The organism is Xanthomonas bromi (assembly GCF_900092025.1).
Lineage (GTDB): Bacteria > Pseudomonadota > Gammaproteobacteria > Xanthomonadales > Xanthomonadaceae > Xanthomonas > Xanthomonas bromi.
The window spans coordinates 1-14,258 of sequence record NZ_FLTX01000085.1; the positions used below are offsets into that span (position 1 = coordinate 1).

At 63.6% G+C, this 14,258-nt stretch carries 4 protein-coding genes and 1 pseudogene; 1 reads left to right on the forward strand and 4 read right to left on the reverse strand.

Annotated elements, in window-relative coordinates; genetic code table 11:
* Window positions 1-263, forward strand: a 263-nt coding sequence (locus XBLMG947_RS22125; RefSeq protein WP_083993295.1) for a SymE family type I addiction module toxin, incomplete at its 5' end; no start/stop codon positions are given.
* Window positions 264-367: 104 nt separating this feature from the next.
* On the opposite strand, the gene XBLMG947_RS22990 is transcribed toward XBLMG947_RS22125, so the two are convergent.
* From XBLMG947_RS22990 to XBLMG947_RS22130, 4 genes and pseudogenes are all read right to left on the reverse strand, one after another.
* The gene (locus XBLMG947_RS22990; RefSeq protein WP_139074454.1) at window positions 368-838 is read right to left on the reverse strand and encodes a hypothetical protein; all 471 of its coding nucleotides are present in this window, start codon (window positions 836-838) and stop codon (window positions 368-370) included.
* 970 nt (window positions 839-1,808) lie between these two features.
* Window positions 1,809-12,053: pseudogene (locus XBLMG947_RS19980) on the reverse strand (hemagglutinin repeat-containing protein); the annotation flags it as partial.
* 21 nt (window positions 12,054-12,074) lie between these two features.
* Window positions 12,075-13,817, reverse strand: coding sequence for a ShlB/FhaC/HecB family hemolysin secretion/activation protein (locus tag XBLMG947_RS19985; RefSeq protein ID WP_065470293.1), 1,743 nt, complete (start codon window positions 13,815-13,817; stop codon window positions 12,075-12,077).
* Window positions 13,818-13,924: 107 nt separating this feature from the next.
* A partial coding sequence (locus XBLMG947_RS22130; RefSeq protein WP_139074455.1) for a hypothetical protein occupies window positions 13,925-14,258 on the reverse strand: 334 nt, incomplete at its 5' end.

Genomic DNA, 14,258 nt, shown 5'->3' on the forward strand with positions numbered 1-14,258 from the left:
CCGCCGAGCTTGCCCGCGCACAACGCCCACCGCGACGTGTGCGCCCAACCAAGCAGTGCACCGTGGGTTATGGCTATTATCCTGACAGCCAACAGCGCGTGCCCGCACTTCGCTTGCGTGGCCGTTGGTTGGAGCAAGTGGGCTTTGCTATCGGTTCAAAATTGTGCGTCACAGTGCATGATCGTGCGTTGGTAATCACGGTGATTGGTGACGAGTGCGAACAAGTGGACGAACTGCCCCGGCATCGCGCAGGGAGCCGATGATCTGCTCTTCGGGAACATGTTTCTTCACGTCAAATCTGCTCGGGGTACGGAATTGGACTCAAAACCGTAGAGCTATTCAAAATCGGAGATGCATCCACTGGTTTTCAATTTCTAAGCTCCATCAATCCGATCTCTCTTTTTCCTCTAAAAATCTTTATGCGCTTCGGAACCTTTTCTTGACCAAAAATCGCGATTAAATCGAAGTCGCCTTTTGAATATTGAATGCTGTTTAAATTATCTATTTTTGTTATTGCAAAGCCTGACCGTAGAATTTCCTTCTCCGCTTGCTTCCACGTCATCAGGGGATACATAAGTTGCATTAGAGCTGCCATAATTCCAAATGAAAAAGGAAATATTAGGCTTGGAATAATTGTTTGGGGTGATGTATAAAAATCAAGCCCTCGCGAAAAATTTTGAAGTCCGAAGAAATGATAATAAAATGCTGAAATTAAAGAAAAAAACAGTCCGACAACAAAGCCGACACAGAACAATCTTATCTTTCCAAATTTATTAATCTTGCTCGCGATGAGTGGGGTTGAAATCCCGGCGGATACCGCAAAAATTATATCAATCATGGGTTGGAATCTTCCGCATCTTTATCTTTGTAGTGATCGACTGCAGCGTTTGCCGCTTTTGAAATAGCCGTTCCTTGGGCCATTTGATTTCCTCGGATAACTATGCCGCCTATGCTCTGAACGCTTGGCAAGAACCCGATCGGCAAGCCTGCCCAGGTCAACATTTGCTGGGTATACACGCCTCCCGCCGCACCGACTGTGGCTGCAACACCGAGCTTAGGCCACGAGAAATTATTTGCAAACGTTTCTGTGAAATTCTTGCCTGTGTCCAACCGTTCGCTGTTGGCTTTGGCGGCGGTAGTAAGAGTGTAAATGGCAGCACTCTGAACTCCGCTTTTAAGTCCGGTTTGAGCCCACCATGACAATGTGGGATAGGTAATTACACCTGCGGCAGCAAGTGCTCCCGCACCAGCACTGGCGACCTGAAGTTTAAACACCCCCCACTGAGAAGATGATGCATTTGCGAACGCAGTATTTGCTGGTGCAAGGGCCAAATGCCAGTCGTCTTTGCTTCCTCCCGCATCCGCCAGTGCATTGAATACATCGACGAAATCTCCGGTGCTGCGCCCTAGCTCATTTGCGAACATGCTGGCATCGTTGCGATGCCGATTATCAAAGGACTCAACGCTACCATAGACCGCACGATTGGTCGCAAGAAATGCAATCGCAGCCTCATTTTCATATCCGGCACCAAGCAATGAAAGCTTGTCCTGAATGTCTTTTTCCACATAAGCAGCAGCCTCTACCAATAGAATATTGTAGGCTTCCTTCTCGCCGATTCCCTGTACTTTTGCGAACTCAGCTGCGTTTTCTCGGATCCACTTCACTTCGTCTGGATGCAGCATCCGATTGTTAGCGTCTTCGTTAAACGCGGTGGCCGCGCCTGCTGATCCGCCAATTGCCGCGCCCAGCCCAGCCGCCAAGCCAGCACCAACGGCTTCCTTCACGCCCTTTGGCAAATTCTTGGTGAGTTCTGAAACAACTGGTGCAGCCGTTGCAGCCGCCGCTGACCCAAGTGCGCCCTCAACACCTCCACCAAGCAGTCCCATCGCGGTATGCGCAGCTATGCGGTATTCGCCGCCTTCATCCCATTTTGCGGCTTCTTCTGAGTCTCCCTGCGCGCGGAGAACCAAAGCTTTCTTCGACGCGTAGTCCCCGACCGCTTTGCTGGCCTGCTGCCCAAACGTCGCCGTGATCTCCGCTCCGGCGCTCACTTGCCGCTGCAGCTTCTGCCCATCCCAACCTTTCACCAGCCCATTGGCGCTATCACCGGTGAGCACATCGCGGTTTAGTGCCGCCAGCACATCGCTGACGCTCTGCCCGGTCTTGGCTTGTTGGCCCGCCTGGTCGGTAATCACCACTGTGCCGCCACTAATGCCGCTGGTGGTGAGCGAGGTCTCGCTGCCACTCTTGCTGGAGTAACCGGCGGCCGCGCCTTGCGCACCGCTGCCCTGGTTTTGCCAGGACCAATTGCTGCCGTTATTGGTCGTCGGTGGCGTCTGGGTCTCGGTTTTGGCTCCGTCCTTGCTGCCTCCGGCAGCGTAACCGCCCGAGAGGCTGATGCCCGTGGCTTTGTAATTGTTGGTGTTGGTGATGTCGCTCACCGTCAGCGTGCCGGTCTGCAGGCGGTTGACGCCGGCATCCACCGCCGCCTGGGTGCTGGCGATCACGCCGCCTTTCAGGTCGGTATTGCCATGCACGCGGATGTCGAAGCCGCCGTCGCCGGCCTGGATGCCGCTCTGCTCGGTGACGCTGGCGAAGTCGCCGTTGACCTTGTTGCTGCTGTAGCTGGCGCTGGCACTGAAGCCGACCCCGAAGGTCACGCTGCCGCCCACCGCCTTGTCCTTGCTGGCGTAGGTGCTGGTGTCCTGCACGCTCTCGATGTTGAGGTCGCCGCCGATGTCGGCCACCACCGTGTTGGCCGACAGCACCGCGCCCTTGAGGGTGGTGTCGTTGCCGCTGATGAGGGTGGCGGTGTTGCCGGCCGACAGGTGGCTGTTGCGCTGGGTGACGTCCACACCATCGGCCTTGCCACGCGAGCCGCTGGCACTGGCGGTCACGCCGGCGGCAAAGCCGTCTGCGCCATAGGTGACGGCCACGCCGATCGCCGCACTCTTGCTCTTGCTGGTGCTGTGCTGTTCGAAGGTGTCCTGGGCGGACTCCAACGTGATGTTGTTGTCGGCCGCCAGCAGCAGTTGTTGCCGGCTTTGATGTCGCTGCCGCGCACCAGGATGTTGCTGTCTTGTCCACCCCCGGTGGCGATCAGGTTGACGTTGCCGCCGGCCTGCAGGGTGGAGCCCTTGGAGGTGGCGCTGCGCTGCTTGGTCTCGCTCTCGCTCTGGCTGCCGCCCACGGTGACGGCGATCTTGAGACCGGCCCCTTGTGCGGCGTCCTTGGCGCTATCGGCAGACAGCGCGCTGCCCATCGCCTGGCCCGCGCCATAGGCACTGTAGGCCGCCGATGCGCCCGCCAGCGCCTGCATGCGCGTGTCGCCCTCGGCCTTCTTGCCCGCCTCGGCACTGCTCACCGCGGCCTGCGCCAGATTGAGCGCAGCCGAGCTCAACGAGACCGTCAGCCCGCCTTGCTTGAATGCCGTCTTCTGCGTGCTGTCGCTGGTGTCACGCACCTCGGTAATGGCGATGTCCTTGGCCTTGGCGGTGATGTCGCCTTGCAGCGCCATCACGTCGCTGCCGGTGATCGCCAGTGTGTTGCCAGCGACCAGGGTGACGTTGCCCTGCAGGCTGCCGACCGTGGTGCCGGTATGGGTGACATCGGTCATGTCGGCCTCGGTCTTGACCGTCTGCTTGCCGATGGTGAAGCCGATGCCACCGCTGCCGAACAGGCCGGTTTTGACGGTCTGCTTGTCGTGCGCTTCGCTGTGCGTGCTCTGCGCGGTTTCCAGGGTCAGGTTGTTGCCGGCCGCCAGCACGACATTGCCGGTGCCAACGATTTGCGTGCCCTGCGAGCGCAGATCGTTGCCTGCAGCAACCGAGATTTGCTCGCCGCTGAGCGAACTGGTGATGGCGAGGCTGTCGTGGGTTTCGTCGTGGGTGGTGACCGTCTTGCCGGACAGCGCGGTCTTCTTGCGCGTTTCCTTATCCACCACCGCATCATGCTGCTCCTGCGTAGCCAATAACTTGATGTCGTTGCCGGCGGCCAGGGCGATGCCACCGGTCTGGCTGGCGACCGCGGTCGAGGCCAGGATGAGGTCGCGGCCGGCCTGCATGACGATGTTGGTGCCGGCGCCCAGCTGGGTGCCGCGCACGGTTTCATCGTAGTTGGAGGTGGCCAGCGAATTGCTCTTGGTCACGGTGCTGCGGTCGTTGGCGCTACTGTCCACCGCCGCGACGCTGTTGATGTCGCGCCCGGCCTGCAAGGCCATGGACTTGCCCGCGCCCACCTGTGCCGCCGTTAGATTGAGGTCGTTGCCCGCTGCCAGCACCACGTTGCCGGCGCCCTGGATGGTCGTGGCGGCGTGGGTGGTCTCGCTGCTGCGCTGGAAGTTGCGGTCGTTGGCGGTGGTATCGGTGCTGTGGGAAAGCGTCTGCGTGCCGACGTTGAGGTTGTTGCCGGCCACCAGCTGGGTCACGCCATCGGTGCCGGCGTTACGAATCTGCGCGGCCTGCAGGTTGACGTCGCGGCCCGCCACCACCGACAGCACGCCGTTGCCGTCGGTGCCGGTGACGTACAGGCCGGCCACGCGCCGGAGCTGGGTGGTGCTGTACTGGTGGAAGCCGCCGCCTTGCAGCGTTTCCACGGTGGAGGCCACGGTGACATCGCCAACGGCCTGCACGCTCAGCGCATCCACGGCGGTGACGCTGGCGCCTTCGATGCGGATGTCGCTGGCCGAGCGCAGTCCCACCTGGTTGCCTCTGATGCTGCCGCCCAGGTGCTCGATGCGGCCGGCGTCGATGGACACCAGCTGGCGACTGGCGATGGTGCCGGTGTTCTTCAGGCCGCCGGCCAGGGTGACATCCACGTTGGCGCCGGCCAGCAAGGCGCCGCCAGCGTCCAGATCGCCGGGACGCAACCGCAGATAGACCTGCGGCACCAGCGCGGTGGTGGTGCTGCCATCGGGCAGGGTGACGGTCTGCTCCACCAGCCAGACGATGTCGCTGGTGAGCTGGGCCATCTGCGCATCGGTCAGCGCAACACCCGGGCGCAGATGCCACGCCTTGCCCACGGTGGCGCCGGCATCCAGCAATGCCTGGTACTGCGCTTCGTCGCTCTTGTAGCCCTCAAGGAACCGCCGGCCGGTGAGCTGGCCGATCTGCTCGCGCACCAGCTTCTGCTCGTAATAGCCATCGCCCAGGCGCTTTTGCAGCGTGTCGGCGGAGTAGCCCATCTGGTTGAGCAGATAGTCCGAGCCCAGCCAGCTGCGGTAGTTGGTGAACTGCGGGTCGGTCTCCACCAGGTAATTGCCGGCAGACGGCCGCACCGTGAACAGGCTGCCGGTGGGTGCGCGCGTATCGGGCGTGCCCATGACGATACGATCCGGGGAGCCGCCGGCCGCAGTGACCACACGTGCGCCGTTGATTGGGCCGCTGCCCCCCACGTTGCCAACGGCACCGGAACTGCCGCCGCTGGCCGCTGTTGTCACCGCAGCAAGCGCGCGATCGGCCGCGTTGGCCGCCACGCTGCCCGGGCCACGCACCGTGCCGGTGCCGGAACTACCTGGCCCTGTCTGCGGCCCATGCAGGTTGAGGTTGGCCACGGCCGCACCATCCTGGACGTTGGGTGCATTGCGGCCCTGATTGAGGTTGCTCAGGTCGCCGACATCGATGTGCAGCGTGCCGCCGCTGGTGATGGCACTGCCGATCTGGCCGATCTGCTCGGAGATGGACGGGTTGCTCCAGCTGCGCGTGGCGCCGTTGTAGGCCGTGGTCACGTTGCTGAAGCTATGGGTGCGGTACAGCGTATACGCGAGGTTGGTGACATCGGCAGTGTGGGTGAGCCCGCTGACGCTCAGGTCGCCGCCAGCGGCGATGCGTGCGTACTCGTTGCGCAAGGCATCGGTGCCGATGCGCATCGCACCGCCGGCATGGATGACCGCTTCCGGGCCAGCGCCCGGCTGCAATACGTCTTCGACCACGGTGCGGGTGGCTGTGCGATAGCGTTCGTTGTCGCTGAGCCTGCCGCCGCCGGTGCCCTGCGGATTCATCAGGATGTGATCCGGATCGGTATAGGCGAACTGCGCCCATAGCTGCACGCAGTTGGTGGTGCAGGTGCCGTAGGCGTTGGAGTAACTGAGCGTGTCGCTGGTGTAACGGAAGGCGGGCGAGCCGGGCTCGATCTGCGACAGCTCGCGGAACGGGTCATCCGCGCCGGCGGTCACTTGGTCCGGATTGGCTTGGTTGTCTTGGCGGCCGACGTAGTAAATGGTCAGCGTGCCTGACTGGGAGTTCAGGCGTGACCGTTCGCCCGTGGCTTGGTACATGCCGCCGCGGGCGAAGAAATACGCGCTGGTTTGCGGGGTCACGCGGATGACTGCGCGCCGCACCTGGTAGCCATCCGGGGTGATGTAAGAGGTGTCCTCCAGGATGTCCTGAGGATTGAGGTAGTACACCTCGGAAGCGGCATAGTTGCTGGTGGAGCGGATATTGGAGGTGTCGTTTTCGCCGTTGTTGCGCCAGCTCGGCTGATCCAGGCGCACCGGTGCCAGCGTGGTGGTGGTCTGGGTGACCACGACGTTCTGGCGGATGTTGTTGATGGTGGTGGCTTGTAAATCGAGATCGCCGGCGACTTCGATGGTGGAGCCGAGATTGTCGATCTGACGCGCAACGCCGGTGGCCAGGCGATTGCCATCCAGCGTGCCGCCGATGGCTGCATCGCCGTCGCTGTAGATCAAGCCGCGATCGGTATTGCTGAGCTGGCCGACGCCCAGGTCCAGCCGGTCGCGCGCAGCCACGGTGGCGACACGGGTGACGCCGGCGATGGTTTCGGCACGGTTGAGCAAGGTGCCCGCGGCGATCGCAACATGGTCGCCGTAGATGCGCCCGGTGCCCACGTTGTCCAGCGTTGATGCCTGCAGATGGGTGAGGCCACCGTCGATCAGGCCGCGGTTGACCAGCTGGCCGCCGGTGACGATATGGGTCGTGCCCTGGCTGGTGATCTGCCCATTGACGGCATTGTCGACGTTGCGCGCAGCAAGATCGATCGTGCCGCCACGCAGAACGCCTTGATTGGCCAGATCGCCGTCGGCACGGATGGCGAGCGTGCCATTGGCGATCATTTCACCGGTATTGGTCAGGCCTTCGCGCAGGGTCAGGGTGAGGTTGCTCTGCGACTGCAGCTGGCCATCGCCGCTGAGGTTGCGCGCGGTCAGGTGCTGGTTGCCGTCCGAGCGCAGCAGACCGGCGCTGTTGGCGACCGCATCGGCGCGCATGTCCAGGCTGCCGCCCGAGGAGACCTGGCCGCCGGTATTGTCCAACCCCGAGACCAGCTGCAAGTTGCTCGCACCGTCGGTGATGACTTGCCCTTGGCGATTGTCCAGCGACTGGGCCTGCAGTTGCAGTTGCCCTGCCTGCAGGCCGAGCGCGTTGCCGCTGCGCGTGTTGCGGTTGTCCACGCTGGATGCGTTCAAGGTCAACAAACCGCCCGCAGCGACCAGACCGGCCTGGTTGTCGAGCGCGCCAGTCAGGGTGAGGTCGACGGCCTGGCCACTCTGAACCCGGCCGCCTGCGTTGTTCATCGCCGTCGCCGTGAGGGCGAGGTTACCCGCTGCGCTCAGCGCACCCGCGCCGCTGTTATCGACACTGGCGACGGCCACGCGTGCATCGCCTTGGGCGAACAACGCGCCGCCACGGTTGTCCAGCGCACCGCCGTCCACCTGCAGGCGTCCGCCCGCCAGGATGCCGCCATTGGCGCCCGAGCCGGTGTTGGTGATGGATTGCCCATTGGTCTGCAGCAGCAATGCGGCCTGCGACTGCAGACGCCCGCCCGCGTTATTGAGCGATCCGCTGCGGACATCGAGTGTGCCGGACTGGCTACCGATGGTGCCGCTGGTGTTGTCCAACTGCTGTGCGCGGGTGTCGACCACGACGTTGCCGCCGATGATGTTGCCGCTGCGGTTGGACAGACCGGCACCTTCCAGACGCAGTGCGTTGGCGGCCTGGATGGCGCCATTGTTGTTGCCGATCGCGGTGTCGGTGACAACCGTGAGGTCGGTACCTGCGACGACGGTGCCTGCTGTGTTGTCGAGCGTGCCTGCCTGCACCTCGAGCCGTCCTGCGCTGGATACCACGCCCTGCGTTCGGTTATCGAGCACTCCGTCCACGTCCAGCTGCAAGACGCCACCGGCCGCATGCAAGGTACCGGCCTGGTTGTTGACGCTGGCAGCAGTGATGCGGCCGTCACCGCCGAGCAGGATCTTGCCTTGCTGGTTCTGCAGCGCCTGGGTCATGGTCAGCGACGACTGCCCGCTGCCGGCGGCCTGCACCGTGCCTTGGGTGTTGATGAAATTCTGCGCGCCGAGCGCCAGCAAGCCGTTGCTGCCAATGGTGCCGCCGCGATTGTTCAGCGTGCCGGAGACATCGAGCCTGAGCAGTTGGTCTCCGCTGGCCGACAGTTGCCCGCCCGCCGTGGTGAGGTTTCCGGTGGCGACCGTGATGGTGTGGGCCGACGTGCTGGCATTGCTTAGATCGGTGTTCTGCCCGGTCACACGCAGCGTGCCGTTGCTGATGATCTTTCCGCCAGTGCCGGCGAGTGTCTGCGCGGCAATCTGCAGTTGCCCGACACCGGCGTGCTGGATCGTGCCTTGCGTGTTGTCGAGCAAGGTGCTGCTCAGCGACAGGTCGCCATTGCCGGCGAGTGTGCCGCCAGCGTTGTTCAGCACGTTGGCTTGGAGACTGCTGGCCCCCCTGCCGCTGGCGACGATGCGCCCGCCGCGGTTGTCCAGTGTCTGTACCTGCATGTCCACGCTGTCGGCGCCGATGGTCGCTTCGCGGTGGTCGACATCGGTTGCCGTCAAGGTCAGCGCACCGCTGCTGGCGATGGTGCCTTTGCTGCCATCCACACGACCGGCGACGATATCCAGGCCCTGCGTTCCGGAGTGGCTTAGCGTGCCTTGCTGGTTGATGAGATGATCTGCGCCAACGTGCAGCGTCGCGCCGTTGCTGGCGATGCGACCGCCGGTATTGTCCAGTTGCCCGGTGATGTCGAGACGGCTGTCGGCAGTGCCGGCAGCGGCGAGCGTACCGGCGCGGTTGGACAGCGCGGCTGCTTGCAACGCGATCGCGCCATTGCCGGCGATGGTGCCGCCGTCGTTCTCCAGTGCACCGCTCAACTGCAGACTTAGGACGTCGGTGCCGGTGGCGCTTAGCGCGCCGCCTGTGGTACGCAAACTGCCCGCGCGAACATCGATACGCTGCGCCTGCGTGGTGCTGTCTGGCCCTAGATCGAGAGCACCGCCGCGCAGTTGCAAGTTGCCGAGGCTGAGCACCTTGCCGCCAGCGCCTTGTAATGTATCGGCCGTCACGGTCAGCGCACCGCTGCCGGCATGCTCGATGGCACCTGCACGGTTATCCAGTGTGGATGCACTTACATCGAGGTCGCCGCTGGTGGCGAGGCGGCCACCTTGGCTGTTGTCTAACAAGTCGGCGGCACGGACCTGCAACGCTGCGCCATTGGCTGCAAGAACACGTCCGCCACGATTGAGCAGGGTGCCGGCCTGCAGCAAGACTGCGGCATTGCCGGAGATGGTGCCGGCGCTGTTGTCCAGGGTGCCACCCACGGTCACGCTTACGGCTTGGCTACCTGCTGCCAGGACCGAGCCGGCCTGGTTGTCGAACGCGCCTGCATCGATGGTGACGCCGGCGTTGCTGGCAAGGCTGCCGGCACGGTTGTCCAGTCGCTCCCGCACGTTCAACTGCAACGCCTGATTCCCCAGCGAGACGAGGTTGCCGCCGGCAGTACTCAGTGCGTCGGCGTCGATGCGGATCTGCTGTGCGGAGGTGCTGCCTGCGGCAAGATCGATATTGCCGCCTGTCACCGTCAATCCGCCATTGCTGAGCACACGGCCACCGCGTCCTTCAAGCGCGTCGGCAGCGATGGTCAGCACGCCGGTGCCGGCTTGTTGAACCTGGCCGCCGGCGTTGCCAAGCGTGCGGGCGCGCAGGGTCAGATCGCCATTGCTGGCGATGCTGCCGTTATCGCCATTGTCCAGACGACCGGCAACCTGCAGCGTAGCGGCCTGTGGCCCGGTCGATAGCAGCGTGCCGCCGCGGTTGTCGAAGGTATCGGCCTGCAAGGTCAGCTGCGTGGTGCTCACTGCAGCATTGCGATGATCCACCGCACCCGCGCGCCAGGTGAGCGCGCCCAAGGTGGCGATGCTGCCACCGGCACCGGACCAGTCTTGCGCGGCCAGTGTCAGCCCCTGCGTGCCTGCATGCTCGATGCGGCCGGCTGCGTTGAGGACAGTTTGCGCGTTGAGCTGCAGTGCTGCCGCATTGCTGGCGAGCACGCCTTGCGTGTTGTCCAGTAGCCCACGCACTTGCATGGCCAGTGCGCCAACACCGCCATGGCGCAATTCGCCGCTGCGATTGCTCAACGATTGTGTCTCCAGACCCAGCGCGTTTGTCACGCTGAGGTGGCCGGCATCGTTCACCAGTGCACCCAGCTGCAGGTCTGCGTCGCCATACACGTTGAGCGTGCCGGCACGGTTGAGTAGATCGCCGCGTGCGCTCAGTGCAGCCACACCGAGCCGGCCGCCGCTGTTGTCCAGGCCATTGGCCGCCGCCAGTGACACATCGCCGCCCGCGCTGATGCGACCGCCATCGTTGTCCAGCAGGCCTGCGATGGTGAGCGCGCCAGCCGACAGCGGTGCGACCACCGGGGCCTGGCCGCTTGAAGGAGGCGTGACGGTGCCGCTTCCTCCATTGCTACCACTGTTGTCGGGCGTTCCGCCTCCTGTATTGCCGCCTGTTCCGGGTGGCGCCCCGCCACTGGTCGGTGCAGCGGCGACCGCACCGAGGCTGCCTTCTGCGCGGTTAGTGACGCTGACTGCGGTCACGCCCAGCGCCTGGAGACCGGTTTGCTCGATGCTGCCGCCTTGGTTACGTGCCGCTGCCGCATCGATCTGCAGCCGCCGCGCATTCAAGGTACCGCCACGGTTGTCCAGATCGGCCGCCGTAGTGACGCGCAATTCGCGCGTTGCACTGAGCGTCCCGGCATTGGCGATGCCGCCACTGGCGGCGACGCGCGTGTCCTGCTGCGATTGCAAGGTGCCGGTGTTTTCAAGCCGGCCATCGACGGTCACCACCAGTTCGCCGGCCTGTGCGCCGATGTTGCCGGCGTTGCGCACGCCGACGCCATTCTCATTGCCGACCAGCCAGATCTTGTTGGCGAACATGCCGCCAAGCGCGCCCACATCCAGCGCGAACGTGGGTGCCTGGCCACTGGCAGCCTGCGGCGTGACGCGGGCATGGTCTGCGCTGACCACGTTGTTGCCGAGACTTGCCTGCAACTGGTTGGCCCAGATGCCGGCATTGACCTGCAGCGAGCGGGTAATCAGATCGGTATAGTCCGCGCCGCTGGTATCCAAACCAGCGCCAGCGACCTGGATAGAGCCGCCATTGACCCGATAACCTTCCAGCGCGCCATTGGAAAGGATCGGTGCACCGGTGGTCAGCGTCACCCGGCTGGCGTTAAGAAATCCGCCGCCATCCACCTGGATGCCGGCAGGATTGGCGATGATGACTTCAGCGCGCTGGCCGGCGACTTCGACATACCCATTGAGTCGACTGGCCGGCCCGTTGACTTCGTTGAGGATCACCCGGGCGCTGCCGGTGGCTAGCCATGGATTACCTTGCACCCAGCCGCCCAATCGGGTCTGGGTTTGACTACGGGCGTTGTTGAGGATCGCCCCTTCGCGGCCCACATCGAATTGCGAATAGCGATTGCGCGAGACGCCGGCGGCAGAGGGTGTCGTGATGTTGACCAGCGGTACCCCGTTGGGCGCGGTCATGACCGTTGGACGCTCGCTTCCGGGCGCAGCCGGATCGCCTACGATCCGACCAGCCGACTGCGCATGCGCGGCGTCGACCAAGCTGACACAACCGAGCGCGCAGAGCAGGGCGAACCGCAGCGGTCCGATGGTGGCGGAATGCGCGGGAGAAGCACTGGCACCTGTACTGCCGCCTGGAGCACGTACCAGCTCCGACGCCACTTGCCAGACGCGCAGTGCGCGGTTGAAGACCAGACGGTAGACGCGATTCATGTCACTAATCCTTGTGGATGTTTAATAACGCCAGGAAAGGCTGAAGCCGAAGGTGGTGTAATCGGTTGGAAAATTGGCCGGTTTTTCGAGTGCAGACCCGACGAAGGTGTCCAGCGAACAATGCTGCCAGCCACCGCGCAGGCCCACACTCATGCCGGCCAGGTGATCGCCGGCCTGAAAGCGTGTTGACTGACCGCCGATGTGCCCGTAATCGGCACTCAGATAGGCTTCCAGCCCGCCGCCCACTGCCAGGCCCAGGTCGTTGCGTAGCGACCAGCCGCGATCACCGCTCAACGTCGCCTCGCCATCGAAACCACGCACGGTGAAGCGCCCACCGATTGCGAAGCGATCCTGCGGTGCCATCGGCGTGTGGTTCCACTGCGCCCGCCAGGACGCGCTATAGCGCAGGCGCTGATTGCCGATCTGGAACGGCACCACCAATTGCGTATCGGCCACGATCAGTTTGATGCGCGAAGTGCCCTCCAGCGGGATCGACGGATCGAACGCGTGCGCGAGTTCTTCGGGGGCGCGTAAGGCGTCGAATGCACCGGTGCCGCGTCGATAGCCTAGGCTGGCGTCCAGCGTGACCTTGCCGAAAAACTGGCGATGATTTAGGCCCAGCTCCCAGCCTGCGGTGCGCCGCCGTTGCACCTGAATTTCGGTATCGTCGATTGCGCTGGTCGACTGCCGCCACCACCCGCGGCCATAGGCTCCGAACTTGATCGCTGCGTTGCGGAACAGCAGGCGATCGATGCGCGCTTCTGCATTGCGGCTACGGCCGCTGTAATCGTAGGTCTCGGTGGCACCGGCAACGGCTTGGCTGTAGTCGTAAGAACTTGCAGTCGCGCCGAACAACCAATAGCCATATGGAACGTCGTAATGTACCGTCCAGCTGTCGGTGTCCTTGCCGGCGCCGTTGAACACGCCTTTGCCAAGGCTGACGTAGAACAACTCGTTGAGACCGAGCGGATTGTCCAGCGAGAGCGTGCCGTTGGCCTGCAGTTTGCCGGTCGCCTCGCTGCCGGCATCGTCCAGACTCAGGCTGGTGCGGATACGTGACCGTTGCTGCCAGGCGATTGCCAGATCGCTTTCGCCTGGTCCTGCGCTGCTGCCTTCGGCTGGCGCAATCTGGATATCTGCCGTGACCGTCGGCACGCGCTGGAAGTTTTCCAGGCCTTGTTCGATGTCGCGCAGGTTGAGCAACTCACCGCGGCGTGCTGGCACTGCGTTGGCAATCGCCGCCCGCGCCGAGGCCGGTTCGCTGAAGCGCGCGGTATGCAGACGCCCTGGCACCAGCGACAGCGTCAGGGTGCCGCCGGTGAGGTCCTGTGGGGCCGCCAGCACGCGCGTGGTGACGTAGCCACGCGAGATCACCGCGTTCTGCACCCGCTTCATGACCAGGTTGATGCCTTCAGTGCCCAGACAACGCCCGATGGCCGGATCCTGCCGCGGGTTGGCGGCTTTCAGCGCCCAGGCAAACGCCTTGGCGCCATCGCCGTCGAGCACGATGCGATCGATGCGAAAGCATGGCGATTCGTTGCTGGGCAGCCGTTCGACGCCATCGGCTGGCGCCTGTTGCAGGCGCACGTCTGGACGCGCCTCCTGCTGCTCGCGCAGCACGCGCTCGCGCTCCTGCTGCCGCAACAGTTCCTGCGCCGCCGGATCTCCGACCTGCTGTGCCGCTGCCTGTGCGCTCACCCCGACCCACAACGCCGCGCACCACGCGACGCGCGCGCAACGCGCGCTCCCCTTACCGCTGTCCATGCTGCCGACCGCCCCAATCTATTCGACTACGACCGGCGTCACTGCACGGCCCCCTAATGCTATTTTAATCAGGGACAACCGGACACAACAGTAGGGAAATTCCTGACTTAGGAGGTCAGGCGACGAATTGGCGATACCAGCTCCAACGATCCGCCCATCCGCCACCAGGGTGCCCGACAGTAGGTGCCAAGCGTCTGCCGATCGGCTGGCGTCAGGCCCAGGCGGGCCAAGCACCCGATCAGATGCGAATACTTCGCAGCCTTGAAATCGGCGCGGTTGGCACGGAACTCGGCCAGCAGCGAGGCCGCGATCTCCATCACGAAGCGGTCCGAGCAGATCAGCACGCCCGGTAGCGCGCACGTCTCAATCTCTTTCCACGCTGCCGCCACATCCTCCGGCAGATGGTTGGGTGGTTGACCCAATACAACGGTGGACTTAGGG

Excerpts from the sequence above, each read along its gene's own strand:
- XBLMG947_RS19985 (WP_065470293.1), bottom strand. The coding sequence starts at position 13,817 with ATGGACAGCGGTAAGGGGAGCGCGCGTTGCGCGCGCGTCGCGTGGTGC.
- XBLMG947_RS22990 (WP_139074454.1), bottom strand. The coding sequence starts at position 838 with ATGATTGATATAATTTTTGCGGTATCCGCCGGGATTTCAACCCCACTC.